Origin of the sequence: Nocardia sp. MDA0666, from assembly GCF_003023875.1 — a bacterium.
Taxonomy (GTDB): domain Bacteria; phylum Actinomycetota; class Actinomycetes; order Mycobacteriales; family Mycobacteriaceae; genus Nocardia; species Nocardia aobensis.
On sequence record NZ_PYHT01000024.1, the window covers coordinates 1 to 17,210 of the forward strand.

General features: G+C 69.4%; 15 protein-coding genes. 10 read left to right on the top strand and 5 right to left on the bottom strand.

Annotation, left to right across the window (positions count from 1 at the left end; translation table 11 throughout):
• The 3 genes from C8258_RS26145 to C8258_RS26155 form a co-directional block, all read right to left on the bottom strand.
• On the bottom strand, positions 1 to 936 hold a 936-nt coding region (locus C8258_RS26145), incomplete at its 3' end, for a hypothetical protein (RefSeq protein WP_106957437.1).
• Positions 933 to 1,307: a hypothetical protein gene (locus tag C8258_RS26150; RefSeq protein ID WP_036508059.1), complete on the bottom strand. Its 375-nt coding sequence runs from the start codon at positions 1,305 to 1,307 to the stop codon at positions 933 to 935. The genes C8258_RS26150 and C8258_RS26145, both read right to left, overlap by 4 nt.
• Positions 1,308 to 1,525: 218 nt before the next feature.
• Positions 1,526 to 2,230, bottom strand: a complete 705-nt coding sequence (locus tag C8258_RS26155) for an ESX secretion-associated protein EspG (protein WP_106957438.1) — start codon at positions 2,228 to 2,230, stop codon at positions 1,526 to 1,528.
• 269 nt (positions 2,231 to 2,499) lie between these two features.
• On the opposite strand from C8258_RS26155, the gene C8258_RS26160 reads away from it, so the two are divergent.
• From C8258_RS26160 to C8258_RS26195, 8 genes are all read left to right on the top strand, one after another.
• Entirely contained in the window at positions 2,500 to 5,181 is a 2,682-nt protein-coding gene (locus C8258_RS26160) for a phosphoenolpyruvate synthase (RefSeq protein ID WP_233225351.1), read from the top strand.
• Complete coding sequence (locus tag C8258_RS26165; protein WP_106957440.1) at positions 5,171 to 8,527, top strand: AMP-binding protein; 3,357 nt, start codon at positions 5,171 to 5,173, stop codon at positions 8,525 to 8,527. The genes C8258_RS26160 and C8258_RS26165 overlap by 11 nt, the downstream gene beginning before the upstream one ends.
• Positions 8,527 to 8,778 carry an acyl carrier protein gene (locus C8258_RS26170; RefSeq protein WP_106957501.1) on the top strand — a complete coding sequence of 84 codons (252 nt, stop codon included), beginning with the start codon at positions 8,527 to 8,529 and terminating at the stop codon, positions 8,776 to 8,778. Before C8258_RS26165 ends, C8258_RS26170 begins: the two co-directional genes overlap by 1 nt.
• Positions 8,775 to 9,869, top strand: coding sequence for an SDR family oxidoreductase (locus C8258_RS26175; RefSeq protein ID WP_106957441.1), 1,095 nt, complete (start codon positions 8,775 to 8,777; stop codon positions 9,867 to 9,869). Before C8258_RS26170 ends, C8258_RS26175 begins: the two co-directional genes overlap by 4 nt.
• The gene (locus C8258_RS26180) at positions 9,866 to 10,768 is read left to right on the top strand and encodes a nucleoside-diphosphate kinase (RefSeq protein WP_106957442.1); all 903 of its coding nucleotides are present in this window, start codon (positions 9,866 to 9,868) and stop codon (positions 10,766 to 10,768) included. Before C8258_RS26175 ends, C8258_RS26180 begins: the two co-directional genes overlap by 4 nt.
• On the top strand, positions 10,765 to 11,724 hold the full coding sequence (locus C8258_RS26185) for a ScbA/BarX family gamma-butyrolactone biosynthesis protein (protein WP_106957443.1): 960 nt from the start codon (positions 10,765 to 10,767) through the stop codon (positions 11,722 to 11,724). The genes C8258_RS26180 and C8258_RS26185 overlap by 4 nt, the downstream gene beginning before the upstream one ends.
• On the top strand, positions 11,718 to 12,776 hold the full coding sequence (locus C8258_RS26190) for a hypothetical protein (protein ID WP_106957444.1): 1,059 nt from the start codon (positions 11,718 to 11,720) through the stop codon (positions 12,774 to 12,776). The genes C8258_RS26185 and C8258_RS26190 overlap by 7 nt, the downstream gene beginning before the upstream one ends.
• Positions 12,777 to 13,011: 235 nt before the next feature.
• Positions 13,012 to 13,572: a DUF4254 domain-containing protein gene (locus tag C8258_RS26195; RefSeq protein WP_106957445.1), complete on the top strand. Its 561-nt coding sequence runs from the start codon at positions 13,012 to 13,014 to the stop codon at positions 13,570 to 13,572.
• 11 nt (positions 13,573 to 13,583) lie between these two features.
• Here the strand turns inward: C8258_RS26195 and C8258_RS26200 are convergent, their stop codons facing one another.
• Complete coding sequence (locus C8258_RS26200; protein WP_106957446.1) at positions 13,584 to 14,678, bottom strand: methyltransferase; 1,095 nt, start codon at positions 14,676 to 14,678, stop codon at positions 13,584 to 13,586.
• A gap of 152 nt (positions 14,679 to 14,830) precedes the next feature.
• Here C8258_RS26200 and C8258_RS26205 point away from each other — a divergent pair, with 152 nt between their 5' ends.
• Together C8258_RS26205 and C8258_RS26210 are read left to right on the top strand one after the other, a co-directional pair.
• Positions 14,831 to 15,073, top strand: a complete 243-nt coding sequence (locus C8258_RS26205; RefSeq protein ID WP_063014622.1) for a type II toxin-antitoxin system Phd/YefM family antitoxin — start codon at positions 14,831 to 14,833, stop codon at positions 15,071 to 15,073.
• On the top strand, positions 15,070 to 15,498 hold the full coding sequence (locus C8258_RS26210) for a type II toxin-antitoxin system VapC family toxin (RefSeq protein WP_106957447.1): 429 nt from the start codon (positions 15,070 to 15,072) through the stop codon (positions 15,496 to 15,498). The genes C8258_RS26205 and C8258_RS26210 overlap by 4 nt, the downstream gene beginning before the upstream one ends.
• Positions 15,499 to 15,544: 46 nt before the next feature.
• Here C8258_RS26210 and C8258_RS26215 read toward each other — a convergent pair whose 3' ends face one another.
• Positions 15,545 to 17,206: an amidase gene (locus tag C8258_RS26215; RefSeq protein WP_106957502.1), complete on the bottom strand. Its 1,662-nt coding sequence runs from the start codon at positions 17,204 to 17,206 to the stop codon at positions 15,545 to 15,547.
• Positions 17,207 to 17,210: the final 4 nt, after the last annotated feature.

The following is a 17,210-nucleotide window of genomic DNA, read 5'->3' on the forward strand; positions in this document are numbered from 1 at the left end:
AGATGTGTATAAGAGACAGGTCGTCGGGGGGCCCGGCTGCGGCACCGGACTGCTCGGGCTGGAGGGTGCGGGTGGCTGCGTCGGGTCCGGCGAGGTGGGGGCGGAAGAGGTCGGCGGCGCCGGGGTCGGCGCGGGGCCCGGATCGTGCGTCGGCGCGGCGGGTGCCGGGGCCGACGAACTCGGTGCCGGATTGCCGGGTGCGGGCTGCGGCGATGCGGGTGTGCCGGGCACAGTGGCCGAGTTCGGAGCTTGGGCCGGTGTCGAGGGCTCCGACTCGGACGACGGTGGGGCCGTTGGACTTTGGAGCGCTTGCGGACGGTCGCCGTTCGGGCGCGCGGGAGCGCTGGGCCGCGGTCCGGCCGGATCGGCTTGTGCCGGGGGTTCGGGCAGCGCCGGGACCGCGGTGCCCGCCGCGGAGTAGGCCGGTTTGTAGATCATGTTCATCGCCAGAATCGCCTCCTGACGCATGACCTCCTCGGCGATGCGCGCATCGAGCACGTGCGCGGCCTCCAACACTCGGGCGATGGCGCCCACCGGCCCGGAATCGCCCGGTGGCGGCACCGCCAGTTTGACCGCCTCCGCGGCGCCGGCGACCGCACCGAGCCGCGCGCCGACCTCGCCGAAGACGGCGGCCAATTCGTCGACGGAGGCGGCGAAACTGTGCGCGCTCGCGGCGGCGGCCTCGGCGGCCGGGCCCTGCCAACCGGCATGGTCCATGATTCGTTCGACCTGTGAGCGGGTGGCCGGCATGGAACCCGTCAGCGTGGCGGCCGCCTCCAGCCAGATCAGGGAGGCCTGCAGAATCTCACCGGCCTCGATCTTCTCGGTTCCGGTGTGGATCTGTTCGTGTGTCATGGACTCGAAATGTTCCATGGCGCTGACGTATTGGGGGTCGGTGTGCGATGCGGCCGGCCCGTAACGGAATTCGGCGCTCATCGTGACAGTCCGGACGAGATCGCCCGCAGCGCGGCCGCATGCGCGGAATCGGCCTCCTCGTAGAGCCCGGCGCTGGTCAGGAAGGCCTCTTTCATGCGGTAGGCGGCGGCGATGTACTGGTCGAGCAGTTCGGCCGCATCGCGCGCCTTGCGGCCGAATCCGGCCTGCAACTGCTGCGCGGAGAAGAAGCCCCCGAATCCGCTGAGCTGCGCCACCGAATCGAGGCGCTGCTGTAGTTCCCGAAGCCGGTCGGCCTGCTGCTGATAGATCTCCGCGCACCCACGCGCGGCCGCCGGATCGAAGGTGACGGTTCCCCCGCGCGCGGCCTGCAAGAAACGGGTGATATCGGCCTGGCTGGTCTCGATCGTCATGCGCACCCCTGAGATCGGTCGGTCCGATCAGCCTAATGGGGAGGGCCGGAGGCGGCAGCGGAGCATTACCTCGTAGGGCTCCCCCATCGGGCTGCAATCACACAGCCCGACAGGGAACGCCCGGAGGCGGCTTCCCGGTGAGGCTGCAGGTCGACCCAGCTTACTGGTTCCGGCGATGTCCGGTCAGCCCGAGTTGCCCGAATCCGCGCCCGTCACGGTCATCGCGGAATGCGTTTTTGCAGGTGAGTGCCGATCTGCTGCCGGCTCGCGGGCACGATATGGACTTCGTCGCCCGCCTTGATGAGATAGCGCCCGTCCTCGGCGACGTCGATCCACGTGTAGTACAGCGGCGCGGGCGGTGTGGGCCGGTCCAGGCCGGCCTCGATGCGGATATGCCCTTCGGCGCTGTGCGGTTTCAGCAGCAGGCGTCGGATGCGCGGCGCCGGCGGTGAGGCCGGCCGCGGGCAATCGTCGTCGCGTACCGCCTCGGCCGGTGCCGAGCGGGCGGGTTCACCTCCGGCCGGGCAGTCGGGCAGCAGCGCGGCGATGCGGGCGCCCAGTTTGGCGGTATGCCCGATCGACAATCGGATGGATCCGCCGAATCCGGGTGTGCGTCCCGGTTCCTGGATCGCGAGAACGGCGTGGTCGTAGATCGCCGCGGCCACCGCCCGGATCTCGGTCCCGGGACTGTGTGCGCCGCCGATCGCGACCACGCGGGTGTGCGGTGCGGCCAGGATGCGCAGACAGGCGGAAAGGTCCGGGTCCGCGCCGAGCGGCAGCCGTGCCTCGAGGGTTTTGCGCAAGGTGGCCGCCTCGTCCTCGGTGCGCGGGGTTTCGAGGATCCGAAGGGGGAAGGGATGACGATCGAGGTCGGTTTCGCGCCAGATGTGCGCGAACTCGTCCGGTGTGAATGACCAACTCACGCCGAATTACACCCTCCACCGATCGTCACGAGCCTCAACGTAGCGTAGCCGCGCTCCCGGCGGGCGGCCAGCCGATCTTGTTCGGATTTCGGTTAACACCGGCGAGCGCGGCCGGTATATCGAGACAACGCCCCGGTGACCGCCTGCGCACCGCGGCCGGTCGGATATCGATCACCGGTATTCCGAAACGGAAGCATTTCAGATATACCGTTACGAACTCTGCGAGCGACCGCTGGGCAGGCGCACGGTCCGCGATGACAGGAGACCTGGTGCACGAATCCGAAGCGGGCCTTGCCGAAGCGGCGGATGCCGGCGGGAAAGCGGCCGGGCTGCGTCGGTTGCGTGATGCGTCGTTGCCGGTGCCGGATTGGCTGGTCGTCGAGCCGGAGATGTTCGAGCACATGCCCGCCGAGATCGTCGCGGCGGCAGCGGAATTCGTTCGCACGACCGATCTCGACGAGGCGCTGGCCCGCGGTGCGCGGTTACGCGCGAGCATCATGACCGCCACGCCCCCGGATGCCCTCGTCGCGGCGATGGACGAGGTATGGCAGCGCCTGGGCCGTGCCCCGGTGGCGGTCCGGTCCTCGGCGGCGGTGGAGGACGGCACCGCGTATTCGTTTGCCGGGCAGTTCGATTCGTTCCTGAACGTCTCGGGGGCCGAGGCGATCGCGTCGGTGGTGACGGCCTGCTGGGCGTCGGCGCTGTCGCCGCGGGTGATCAACTACTGTTTCGCGCACGGACTGGCACTCCCGGAGATGCCGGCGGTCGTGGTGCAACGCCTGATCGCGGCGGAAACCAGCGGTGTGCTGTTCACCTGCGACCCGAGCACCGGCGCCACGGACCGGATGCTGATCAGCGCCGTCTACGGTCTGGGCGAAGGGCTGGTTTCGGGCGCCGTGGACGCCGATACCCATGTGGTGGACAAATTTTCGGGCACCGTCCTCGATGCGGTCCTGGGCGAGAAGGCGACTCGCTACCGTCCCGACGGCGACCAGGGTTGTATCGCGGTGGACGTCGATCCCGCGCTGCGGGCGCGCCCGGCGCTGACTCCGGAGCAGGTGACCCGGCTGATCGAGCTCGGCCGCCGGATCGAGACGGCGACTAACGCCCCGCAGGACGTCGAGTGGGCCTTCGACGCGGAGGGCCGGCTCTGGGTGCTGCAGGCACGGCCGGTGACCACGGCGGTGGGGGACACGTTGCGCGGCGCCGGTGAAGCGGTGCCCGACGGTGATCTGCGAATCTGGGACAACTCCAACATCATCGAGAGTTTCAGCGGCATCACCTCACCGCTCACCTTCACCACCGCGGCCGATATCTACGGCCGGGTGTACCGCGGATACGCCGAATCCCTGGGGGTGCCGCAGCCGCAGGTCGCGCAGACCGACAGCTGGACTCCGGTGCTGCTCGGCTACTTTCACGGGCGCGTCTACTACAACCTGCTGCACTGGTATCGGATGGTCGGCATCGCGCCGGGCTATCCGCTCAACCGCCGGGTACTCGAGGCCGCGCTCGGCGTGGCCGAACCATTGCCGGACGACATCGCGAAGACGTTGCGCCCGTTCACCTTCGGCAATCCGCTGCGGCGGGTGATGTCCCGGACCCGCACCACCGCGATCTATCTGCGCCGCATCGCCGGGATCGACGCGATGATGCGGCGGTTCCTCGACGAGTTCTACCGCGTCTACGACGATTTCGAGTCCCACGACGACAGCGCCGACACCGGGGCACAGGCCTACGCCCGCTATCGCGAACTCGATCGGGAACTGGTGCACCGCTGGGGTCCGATGATGGTGCTGGACGCGATGCTGCTGACCCTCACCGGTCTGCTGTACGTCCTCACCCGGATATTTCTGCCGAAGGCACCGGAGTGGTTCCTCTACGCCGTCGCCGGGCCCGGTGCCGACGTCGAATCCGCCGAGCCGGCCCGTGCCATGTCGGCGCTCGCCGCGATCGTGCGGCAGAACGACGATCTGCGCAAGCTGCTGGAAAGTACTGCCCCGGAGGGCGTTTACGACGCGCTGGTCACCGCGGGCCAGGACGAATTCCGGGCACGCGTCGACGAGTACATCGACCGCTACGGCTACCGCAGCCTCGACGAACTGAAGCTCGAGACCCCGGATCTGCGGGAGGATCCGTCGGGCCTGTTCGTCATGGTGCTGGCCGCACTGCCGGAACAACAGGACCGCGCCGCCGACGATGCGCAACGGTATCTGGATGCGCATCTGCGCGGTTGGCGCCGCGCGATCTACGAACGGTTGCGGCGCAAGGTGTCTCGCTGTGCGGGGCATCGGGAAAGTCTGCGCTTCTGCCGCACCCGCGCCTTCGGCATGGTCAAACGAACCATCCGAATCATGGGACGAGACCTGGTGCGGCGCAATATCATCGACGAATTCTCCGATGTGTTCTACCTGACGCTGCCGCAACTGCGCAGCTGCTACGAGGGCGGCGAGACGGCCGGTCTGCGGGCGGTGGTCGCCACCCGCAAACAGCAGCGCGCCGCCGACGCGCGCCTGGTCGCACCGGCCCGCTTCGCCACCCACGGCGGCGGTTTCGGCCCGGCCGAACTGGCGGCGGCCGGGTGGGTGCCGATCACCGACACCCCGGCCGCGACAGCGGGTTCGGTCTTCGCCGGTACGCCGTCGGGTGGTGGGGTCGGCACGGGTCCGGCGGTGGTGGTCGACGAGCCGCGCGACGTGGCGGGCGGTGTGCTCGTCACCTATCGAACCGATCCGGGATGGGTGGCGGTGCTGCCCTCGGCGACGGCTCTCGTCGTCGAGCGGGGCAGCCCGCTCACCCATGTCGCCATCGTCGCGCGCGAACTCGGCGTGCCGACGGTGGTGCAGATTCCGGGTGTCACCAGATCCGTCCGGACCGGTATGCCGTTGCGGGTCGACGGCAGCAGCGGAACCGTCACCGTGCTCGAAGAAGGGGAGGCAGCCGATGCCCAGTGAACTGCGGAACACCGACGACGACCAGGCATTGGTGCGCGGCTGGCTGGTGAATCCCGCCACCGCCACCGGCATCCACCTCGCCGACGAAGCCGACGGCTGGCAGTTCCGCAGCTACGCGGAACTCGCCGAACTGACCTGGTCGGTCGCGGGTCGGCTCCGCGAACGAGGCCTCGGGGGCGGTGACGAGGCCGGGGTCTGCGTCGTCATGCCGACCGGATTCCCCTGTGTCGCCGCCTTTTACGCGGTGTGGGCGTGCGGCGGGGTGTTCACGCCCATCGCCCCGCCCATGTTCGCCGATATGGCCCAGTACATCGCACATGTCGCGGCGATACTCGACCAGGCCGCACCTCGCGTGGTCGTGACCTCCGTGGAGCTCGAAACACTGGTCCGTGAGGCGATGACGACGGCCGGACGTGCCGACGAACCGGTCGTCGTCGGCGACACCGGATCGCCCGCCGACCGGACGCTCGCACCCGCGGCCGAGACGGCATTGCTGCAATTCACCTCCGGGTCCACCGGAACCCCGCGCGGCGTGCGGGTGTCGTGGCACAACCTGGCCAACAACATCCGGATGATCAGCCGGCTGATCGACTGGCGACCCGGCGAGGCGATGGTCTCGTGGCTGCCGCTCTACCACGATATGGGCCTGGTCGGCGCATTCCTCACCACCGTCGCCAATCAGGGTGACCTGTATCTGATGCGGCCCGATCAGTTCGTGCGCGATCCGGCGCGCTGGCTGCGGGCGATGGCGCACGCCCAGCACTCGCCGTCGCCGTCGTTCGCGCTCGGTTATGTGGCACATCGGGTTTCGCCGGACGACATCGCCGATCTGGACCTGTCGGGATGGCGGACCCTGGCGGTCGGCTCCGAACCGGTCGAAGTCGAGGATCTGCGGTCCTTCGCCGAACTCACCGGCGCGCGCGGCTTCTCCGCTCGGGCGTACACCCTCGCCTACGGTCTGGCCGAGGCCACGCTGATGGTCACCTCCTCGGCGCGCGACCGGCCGCTCACGGCCCTGCGGGTCGATACCGCGACCCTGCGCCCCGGTGAGCCAGTGCGGATAATCGCGGAGGTCGCACTCGCCGACGACCGGTGGGTGAGCGGCCCGGGCTGGATCACCGGCCTCGGCTATTCCACTCCCGAATCCACGGTTGTGGTGGTGGACGACGACGGCCGCGAACTGCCCGACGGGGTGCTCGGCGAAATGGTGGTGATCGGCGATTCGGTCGCCCTCGGGTATACCGACGGCGCCGGCGGCGCGACCCGCATCACCGACGGCCGCCTCTACACCGGCGACGCCGGATTCCGTTACCACGACGAGGTTTTCGTGCTGGGCCGGATGGGCACGAGCCTGAAGGTGCGGGGGCGGTCGGTGTTCATGGAGGACATCGAATCCCGGGTGGCGCGCGAAACCGGCATTACCAAGGGAAAGCTCGCGGCGGTTTCGCTGACCGGCGGCGCCGCCCCCGGCATCGTCCTCTTCGCCGAAACCGCGCCGGGGGAGTGGATCACCCGGGCCCGGACCGTGGTGCGCGGCGAACTGGGCCCCGCCGGGACCGTCGGCGTCGTCACCGGACCGCGCGGCTTCATCCGCCGCACCTCGAGCGGCAAACCGCGCCGCCGGCACATGTGGCAGCTCTACACCGAGGGGCGATTGGCGGGCGCCGCCGAACATCCCGGCGCCGACACCACCGCGACGAGTGTCTCCACCGCGCCGGCGCTGTCGATCGATCGTGTCGAGCGGTTGCTGGCCGCGGCACTGGAAACGGTCTCGATCCCACCGAATTCCGCCGCCCTGTTCGAGGGGTCGTTGGCGGAGGGATTCGGCAACGAGGGTTCCGATATCGACTTCCTGATCGTGGCGCCCGGTGACGAGCAGATGCCGACGCTACCGACCGTGGTGTTCGCCGACGGCCGCCGCATCGAGATCCGCACCCGATCCGAGGCACAACTGCGCGCGCAACTCGAGCGAGTGACCGGTGCGGGTGGCGATCTCGACGAGGACGTGCTGAACCGCTGCCAGCGGTTCCGCAATGCGACGGTGCTGCGGTCGAGCGCGGCCGTGGATCTGGACGGGTTGCTGGCGCTGCTGCCCGCCGACGGCTTCGCCGAGACCGTATCCGGCTGGTGGGCGCAGCGTAGCCGCCACGCGCTGTGGTTCGCGGTCGCGCTGCGCGCCCTGGGCGCCGACGCGGAAGCCGACGGGTGGGCTCGCGACGGCCTGCTCCAGGCGGTCAAGTCGTGGGCCGCGACGCGCGGGGAAACCTACATCGAAACGAAATGGGTTCCGCGACAGCTCGATCGGATCGTGGCGGCCGATCCCGATATCGCGCAGCAGGTCGACGCCTACCGTGCACTCCCGGCCGATGCGACGCTCGACGAGATGCTCACCCTGGCCCGGCGATTCGGCATCGACGACGTCACCGATGATCCCGATCGGATTCTGCTGGCCCGGGTCGACGGCGTGACCACGTGGCCCATCGGCGACCGGATCCATGTGCTGCGCGACGATCGGGACGTCTTCGCACTCTCCGACCGCGGCGCCGCGGCATGGCGGGGCGTGGTCGCCCGCAAGTCGGTCGCCGACATACTGCGCCGGTCGCCGATCGGCACCGAACTCGCCGAATTCGTCCGCCTGGGCCTCATCGGATTGTCCCTGCGCGGCGGCGAGACATTGCGTCCCGCGCTCGCCATGTGCAAGCCGGTACGCCCGGTCACGCCGATTCCGTCCACGCGGATGCCCGCGCTCGGGCTCGCCGGTGGCGGCGCGGACCGCGAGATCGCGACCCTGTCACCGCTTCCGGCCCAGCGATTCGTCGCCTGCGCGATGGAGGTGGTCTGGTCGAACGTGGTGCTGGAGAACGCCCGCGAGGACCTGATGGGGGCGGTGAAAGCGGGGCAGGGTGCCGTCGCCGACATCGCGGCGCATCGCGTGATCGCGATGTGCGTGCGAATGGCGCTGTCCACCTACGGTATTCACCCGCTGCCCCCGGATGTCGCGCCCGGCCGGACGCTGGCCGCGATGGTGCCGGATACCGGACCGCTACGCGCGCTGGTCGACCGCGCGTCGGCCCTGCGCTTCTCCGCGGTCCTCGGATCGGGCGCGAGCGGCCTGGACGAACTGGCCGTGCTGGACGAACTCGCGGCCGCCGTGCGTGAGATCGCCGGTGGCACACAGTTTCCGGCGTCGTTCGATTCGCGGGAGCAATGGCGGCGCACGCTCGACATCAGCTACGACTGGCTGCGCCCGGCCGCCTATCTCGATACCGAACTGCCGCTCGACGAGGCCCGCGACCTGCTCGGCTCGGGCGGGCGGCAACCCCACCAGCGCGACGGAGGACAGTGATGACGAATGTGGACGGCCCAGTGGCGGAACGGGTGCGCCGGCTCGTCGTCGCGATGGCGCCGGCTCCGCCCGCAGAACCGGGTGACCGGTTGCGGCTGATCGAGGATCTGGGATTCGACTCGCTTCGTCTGATGGAGTTGACCCTGGTCCTCGAACAGGCCTTCGGACTACCGCGTTACCGGCCCGAACAGCTGGCCGGTGTGCGCCGTATCGGGGATGTGGTGGCCCTGATCGAGGAGGTGCGATTGTGACCGGACACGACGCCGTTCTGGTGACCGGCGCGGGCGGCCTGATCGGTGCGGAGGTGGTGGCGCGCCTCGGCGCGGCGGGCCGGCCCGTTGTCGGGTTGGTGCACAGCACTGCGCGGATCATCCGCAACGACGGTTCCGAGATGGACGGCATCGAGACGGTGCGCGGCGACGTCCGGCGGCTGGGTTTCGGCCTCTCCGGGCACGACGCCGCCGAACTGGGCTCCCGCGTCGGCATGATCGTGCACTCGGCCGCGACCACGGCCTTCGACGCCACCGCCGGCGACTACGAGGAACTGAACGTGCGCGGCACCGCGCACGCGATCGAACTGGCGCTGCGCTGGGACGTGCCGCTGGTGTACGTGAGTACCGCCTACGTGTGCGGGATGCGGGCGGGTGTGGTCGCCGAGGCGGAACTCGATGTCGGGCAGGCTTTCGGAAACGGCTACGAGGACAGTAAGTTCCGGGCCGAACGCCAGGTGCGCTGCACCCCGGGGCTGCGCTGGGCGGTCGTTCGCCCCGGCGTCGTCACCGGCGCCACCGACACCGGCGTGATCCGCGATTACAAGAACCTCTACACCGTGGTGAAGCTGATCGTCGAGGGCAAGCTGCGCTCACTGCCCGGCCGCTACGACGCCACGATCGCGCCCGCACCGGTCGACTTCGTCGCCGACGTGATCGCCGCGGCCGCGACCGACTTCGATTCCGCTGCGGGACAGACCTTTCACGCCGTCGGCGCCGATGCGCTCTCGCTGCGTGACATCTCGGACGTCCTCGCCGAATATCCCTCCTTCCAGGTCGCGACCTTCGTGCCCGAGGCCTCGTTCGTGGTGGAGGATCTGGAACCGCTGGAGCGTGAATACTTCCAGCGCATCGGCGCGCTCTACACGAGCTACTTCGCCCGCCGACCGCTGTTCGACACCACGGCGACACATGCCCTGCTCGGGCGGGATTGCCCGCCGAGCGGCAAGCCGTATCTGCGACTGCTCCTCGACCACTGCCTGGAGAGCGGCTACCTCGGCGATCCGCTGCCGTCGGTGACCGAGATCCTGGCGCGTTTCGGCCCGGACGCGACTGTGGGAGGCAGCCGATGAATCTGGCGCAACTGCTGGCGGCGTCGACTCCGCTGCCGGCCAAGGCGGCCGCCTATGCCGAGGACACCTACGTTCAGGAGACGGTCGACGAGCTCGGTGCGGCCGGCCTCGATGCGGCCGACTTCTCTCGCCGATATTCGCTGCTGCTGCTGAAACCGGATGCGATCGTGGCCCGGGCCGTCGAACCGACGCTGCAGTGGTTGCGGGACAACGACTTCCGTATCGTCGCGGCGCGCACCTGCGCGGTGGACCGGCATCTGGTGCGCGCGCTGTGGTACTTCGCGTGGAATATCGCTTCGCCGGAGCGGCGGCGGCTCGCCGATCTGCTGACCGAGATCTCCGATGCGCTGGTCCTCGTCGTCTCCGGCGAACCCACCGCGCTGCCGACCCCGGTGCGGCTCACGGCGGCCAAGGGCCCCACCGATCCGGGCAAGCGGCAGCCCGGTGAATTGCGTTATCTGCTGGGCAGATACAGCTACCTGCTGAATCTGGTGCATTCGCCCGACGATCCGGCCGACGTGCTGCGCGAGTTCGCGATCTACTTCGACACCGACACCCGTGCGCGGGTGCTGCGGGAGATCGAGTCCGGGCGGGACCGCGGTGTCGAAGCCGCCGCCTGCGCCGCGGAGCTGTACTCCCGCACTCCCGCACGGGATTTCGGGCGTTCGGCCGCCGCCGCGCGGCTGGTGGACGACGTCGGTGATGTTCCGGCGGACTTCGATCCGGATCGCGACGAGGACTGTGCGCTGCTGCTGCGTCGCGCCTGGGCCACCGGCCGCGCGATCGATCCCTGGTCGGCCGTCGTCCTCGGTTCCCACGTACTGCCCATGCGCAACGGCGGGCGGCGGCAGACCCTGCCCCCGGTATCCGCACACGACTGGTTGGAGGCACGACCATGACGATCGACACCGCGACCATCCCGACAGCGAGCCACGTGCACACCATCTCCCGCCATCTCGCCCACCGCTGTGCGGTGTCGGAGGTCTTCGTCACCTCGCTGCACGCCGCGCGGTCCGACGAATTCGTGGTCGGTGCCCAGCTTCCCCGCATGCACGCCTTCTACGGCGACCACCTGGCTCCGTGGGACGACACCTACGATCCCATGCTGGTGATGGAGGCCGCCCGGCAGGCGGCGATCGCTCTCACGCACGAATACTTCGGCGTACCACAGGATTTCGGGTTCGTGGTGCGCACCTTCAACGGTGCGGTCGCGGAGAGCGACAGCTGGGTGATCGGGCCCGCGCCCGCGGATCTGGTGATGTCGGTGCAGATTTCGCGCCGGCATCGGCGCGGCGAGGTGCTGCAGGGGGTGGATATGGTGCTCGACATCGAATGCGGTGGTGAGCCGCTGATGATCGTGGACGGATCCTTCACCTGGGTGTCGCCGTCGCGGTGGGAGGTGCTGCGCGGCGGGTTACGCACCGGGCTGGGCCTCGGCGACATCGGCGCGGCGCTGCCGCCCGGGCAGTCGGCCGCGGCGGTCGAGGTGGGCCGGGCCAACGAGCGCAATGTGGTGATCGGCCCGCTGCGGCGAGTCGGCGCGGCCGCGGTCGCCGAGCTGGCGATCGACACCGGCCACCCGATCCTGTTCGACCACGCCGTGGATCACGTGCCCGGCAGTGTGCTGCTCGAGGCGGCACGGCAGACGGTCACCGCGATGTCGGTGTCCGAGCCGAGCCGGCTGATCGGGGTTTCCAGTTCCTTCGAGCAGTTCGTGGAGCTGGACCACCGCGCCGAATGTGTGGCCCGCCCCTCGGATGCCGTTCCGGGACAGGTCGATTGCGAAATCCACCAGTGCGGTGCGGTGGCCGCCCGCATCGGCCTGCGCTACGACACCGACGAGGCGGAATGCTGAGCGGTTCCGCGCCCACCGGCCGGTCCGAGCAGGCCTCGACCCCGGGGCGCCGTCGCGTGGGCGGATCGGCCGTCGCGCGAATCGCGCGCTTCACCGTCGCGCGGTACGAAACACATCATCTGCTCTACGCCGTCATGTTCGTCGCGGCGGTGGAGGGCACCGCGGCGGTGGTGTCGCATCCGGACCTCGCGTGGCGTCCGGGAGGGGCCACGGCGGTGCGGATCGTCGTCGTCGTGGTGCTGCTGCTGTATCTGCGCATGGTGGACGAGATCAAGGACCTCGACTACGACCGGGTACACAACCCGGATCGGCCGCTGGTCACGGGAGCGGTGAGCGTCGGCGAATTGTGGGGTGCGATCGGGGCGCTCGCGGTGATGCTGACAGTGGTGTCGTCGCTGCTGTCGTGGTGGTCGGCGGTGCTCGTCGTCGCGGCGATGGGATACGGCCTCGCGCTGTGGGGGCTGGAGGGCGTATCGGCGCGGATCCGCGGCGATCTGCTGCTGAATCTGGCCGTGACCTACCCGGTGCAGTTGTGGATCATCGCGTACCTCGTGCGTTCGGCGATCGACACCGGTCAGGTCGAGGCCGGGTGGCGGACAGCCTGGGTCGCGCTGATCTTCGCGGGCGCCTTCCTCCATTTCGAATTCGCGCGCAAGACGGCGGCGGACGCACGCCCGGGGCAGTCGTACTACTCGAATGTCCTGGGAGTGCGGAGGAGTGTCGTCGCGATTGTGGGCTGCGCGGCCCTCGCGGTCGGCGCGGAGGTGGCGCTGAGCCGGCCGTGGGACCATCCGCTGCCGTGGGCGACACTGACGTGGATTCCGGTGGGACTGTTGCTACTTCCGGTCCTCGTGGCCGGATCGTTCCTGACTCGCTCGCCGGAGCCGATGCGACCACCGGTTCCGCCGTCCGAGTCCGCGCGAAACGGAGCGGCGTCGCCCGCTGCGGGCGAGTCCGATTCGGCTACCCGCGCGTATCCCGTCGTTCCGGCTGTGGTATTCGTACTGGTGTTGTATCTGATCCTCATCGCCACCGCCGTGACCTGGCGATAGTTCCCATGGCGGGCAGGTCCTCACGCCCAGGGGCATCGGAAGGCCACTGAAAGGGCAGTGACCGGGCCGCCGCGAGCGCGCACGCTTGGAAGTAGCACCCGGCGCCGCAGGATTGCCCCCTTCGCATCGTGCGGCACACCGGATCCGGCGCGGTTTGCCCTTGCCGCGTCGGGCTCGCGGTCCGGTGTCCCGTTCGTGGCGTCGGGTGCAACCACGACCCTTCCGGAGGTATCCGATGTCCGCCGCCTCGCAGCCGTACGGCCGCGCAGCGCGGACCGGCCCGGGCGGGCTGCGCGGCCGGTGCGCCGCCGCGGTGGACCGGGGCGCCGTGGGGACGGGCGCCCCGGGCACGGCCGCTGAACTCCATCCCGAGATACCCGAGGGGCACGAACTTCTCGCCGCCTGCTGCGGCCATATCGGTGACCAGGCCGACGACCATCCGGTCACCCGGGCTGCCCGCGAACTGGCCGAACTTCACCTCGCCCGCCGCCGCTCCCCGGTTCGCGCGGCGGAGATCGACTGCCGCAGAAGGGAAATCGTCGTCCACATCGACCGCTGGGTCAGCGACCGCACCGCCGCCGCGGCCCATGCGCGTTCCCTCGGAGCGGCCGTCGACGGACTCGCCGCCGCCCAGGTCCGCGCCACCGTGCTGCTGCGCGACGCCGAGACGGTCGACGACGAACGAGTCAGGGCCGCATGGTTTCTGGTCGGCTCGCTGGCCAACTGGTGGGGCGAACTGGTCGAGCAGCACGTCGGCATCGCTCGCCCGCGCCGGCGTCCGCGCGGTGCGCGCTAGCGCGGGCGGTCCTACACCGGCCGTGCCTCGATCACGGATTCCGGTGACACCGTCTCGGTGATGCGGGTCAGCGCGAAACCGCAGCGCGCGAGCAGGTCGCGGTAGTCACCGGCGGTGCGCTCGCGGCCGCCACTGTTGATCAGCATCTCCAGGTCGGTGTACTTACCCGGATGCGGGCGATTGTCCTGGGGCAGCACGATTTCCACGATGATCAACCGGGCGTGGGACGTCATCGCGGCGCGCACGGTGCGCAGGATCTGTTCGGCACGCGCATCCGGCCAATCGTGAACCACATGTTTGAGCAGATACGCCTCCGCGCCCGCCGGAACCGATTCGAAGAAGGACCCCGCCGTCACCTCGGCCCGCCCGTCGAATCCCGCGGCTGCGAAGCGCTCCGCCGCACCGGCCACCACATCGGGGAGATCGAACAGCACGCCCCGGGTTTCGGATGCGCGCGAGAGGATTTCGGTGAGCATCGCGCCGTGCCCGCCGCCCACATCGACGATCGTCGAGAAGCGCCCGAAATCGTAAGCGGCGAACAACGATTCCGTGGTGAGCGATCCGATGCTGGTCATCGCGCGGTCGAACAGGTCGCCGAATTGACGGTCGGTGCGGATGTATTCGAAGAAGGGAGCGCCGTCCACCTGCGGCCCTACCGGATTTCCCGTGCGTACCGCGTCGACCACATGCGTCCAATGCGCCCGATGTGTGGCCGACCCGAAGAACAGGGCCGCATCACGCAGCGACTCCGGGGAGTCGCGGCACAGGGCCCGGGCGGGCGGGGTCAGCGCGTAGCGCCCGTCGCGGCGCTGCGCGAAGATGCCGTGACTGATCAGCAGCCGCAACAACCGGCGCAGCGCGTCCTCGTCCGCACCCACCCGCCGCGCCAGTTCCGCACCGGTGAGCGGCCCCTGCGCCAGCTCATCGGCGATCCCCAGTGCCGCCGCCGCATGAATGGCCTGCGCCAACCACCCCGCCGCCAGCAACTCCATCAACGACAGCGGCGCCGGCGCCAACCGCCGATAGGCTTCGCCCAGCGCGTAGCGAACGGTCCCGACGGCCCGCACCAGCGGTAGCGGCGGCAGTTTCGGTAACCCGAACACCATGCACAACTCCTCCGAGAGGCGGACAGGGTCGCGCTCCGCAGCCTACGGCGTCAGCGGGAGTGTCGGCGTATCGCCGGAGAAATCGCTGTTCCTGGCACGGCACCCCCGCATGGGCTAGTGTAGGTATGTACCTACATCAGAGGTTGGTTGCTATGACCACGATGAGCGCTCGTGAGTTCAATCGCGATGTCAGCGCCGCCAAACGAGCTGCGTCCGAGGGGCCGGTCGTGATCACCGATCGCGGGGAGGAAGCGTACGTGTTGCTTTCGATCGAGGAATACCGACGGCTACGCGCGGACAGTCAGGACATCGTGGCGCGGCTGAGTATGGATGACGACGAGATCGACTTCGATCCGCCGGCCCTGAACGTCGGGCTGAAAGTGCCTCCACTGTGACGTTCTTGCTCGATTCGAACGTCGTCAGCGAGTTGCGGAAATCGGTACGTGTGGCCAGCCCTGCGGTTCGGGCTTGGGTCGCGGAGCGGCGCCCGTCGGAGTTGTATCTGAGTGTCGTCACCGTCATGGAAATCGAGCTCGGGATCGGGCTGATCGAGCGCCGTGACGCGGCGCAGGGCAACAGACTGCGGATGTGGTTGGAGGAGGATGTCCTCGACGTCTTCGCGGGCCGAATCCTCGAGCTCGATCTCGCAAGCGCGCGCCGTGCCGCCCGTCTGCACGTGCCCGACCCACGCCCCGAGAGAGACGCGATGATCGGGGCGATCGCCAGTGAACACGCCATGACGATCGTGACGCGCAATACCAAGGATTTCGCGTCGATGGGAGTCGCGACTCTCGACCCGTGGAGCGTGGTACCGGCATGACGCGGACTGCGGAAACTGCCCTGGCCCTTGTGGAACCGCTGTTCGGTCACGTGTTGACGGCGCTGGTGGTCGGGATGAAGTTGAATGCGGGGGCTCCGGCGTCGGTGTTGGTCGGGTCGGGGCCGTCACCGGGGGCCACGGGGGCGATCTCGGGCAGTGTGCGCGGATTCGGGAGCAGTGACGGCATGTCCCGCCATGCGGTGTCCGCGGCCTGCAATTCGAGTCCGATGGCGATGAGATCGGCTTCCGCCCAGGGCTTTCCGCCGAGCTGCACGCCGAACGGCAGACCGGTGGCGGCGGATCGGCCCGCCGGCAGGGCCAGGACCGGTGTGCCGGTGTAGTTGGCCCACATCATCGGGATATCGCAGGGGCCGATGAGGGAAATCGGGCCGATGTCATCGCGTTTCGAGCTGTCGGTGATCGCACCGGGGAGAATCACCGCGTCGAGCCGGTTGTCGGCGAACAACTGGTTGTACCGGCGCTGGAATCGCGCACGGTCGCGTTCCAGCTGCCAGTAGTCGGAGGCGGGCGCGGCCAGCGCCGCCAGTGCCATCGCCACGACCGCGGCGCTCTCGGTCCGATAGAGCGACAGCCTGTCCGACCACTGCCGATGGAACATCCCCAGCTCCACCGCATCACCGGTGGCCAGCGCGAGCGGTGGTGTCGGCATGGTGACCTCCACCGTCTCGCCGCCCAGCGCGGTGACCAGCCCGAGGAAGCCGGTGAACAACGTGCCGAGTGCCGGGGGAAGTGGGTGAACGAATTCCGTCGGCACTCCGAAACGCTTGCCCGACAACGGTGTCACACCACCCGTGGCCGTCAGCGGGAAGCCGTCCTCCGGTGGCGCCGGCGCCACACCGGTCACCGGGTCGTTCGGATCGGGACCCACCATGGCCGACAGCAGCAGGGACGCGTCGGCGACGCTGTGCCCCATCGGACTGGGATGGTCCCTGGTCCACATCACGGGGATGAGGCCATAGCGGCTACATCGGCCGAATGTCGGCTTGATGGCGGTGACTCCGGCCCGGGACGCGGGGATGCGGATCGAACCACCGGTATCGGATCCGATCGACAGCGGGGCGAATCGGGCCGCCAGCGCCGCCGCGCTACCACCCGAGGAGCCGCCGATGGATTCGCTGATATCCCAGGGGTTTCCGACCTGTGGAGTGTCGGTGGCCATCGCGAATTCGGCGGTGTGCACGTGCCCGATCAGGACCGCGCCCGCCTCGCGTAGCCGCCGCCAGACCGTCGCGTCCCCGGCGGCGACATTGCCGTCGAGAACGCGGCTCGACGCGGTGACCGGCAGTCCCGCGGCCGCGTAGATGTCCTTGACCGCGATCGGGAGTCCGCAGACCAGCGGTGCGTTCCCGGCCGCCAGTCGTTGCGCGGCCCGCTTTGCCTGCTGATGGGCGAGCTCGGGATAGGTACGAACCCACGCGGTGGTCGCGCCGTCGTAGGTCGCGCTGCGTCGCAAGCAGGCGTCGAGCAGTTCGGCCGGATGCAGCCGGCGGGTCTGTAGCAGCGCGGATGCCTCCGTAGCGGTCAGCAGTGCCGGATCCGTGGTGGCGATATCGGACGGATTCGGCAGCGGTGCATGCCGGGAGACGGTGCGCGCACCCGCGACCGGCGCGCTACGCGCCACGGTCGCGGCAGCGAGGCCGAAGCCGGCCGCCCGAAAAAGCGCCCTGCGCGAGGAAGCTGCATGCATGATC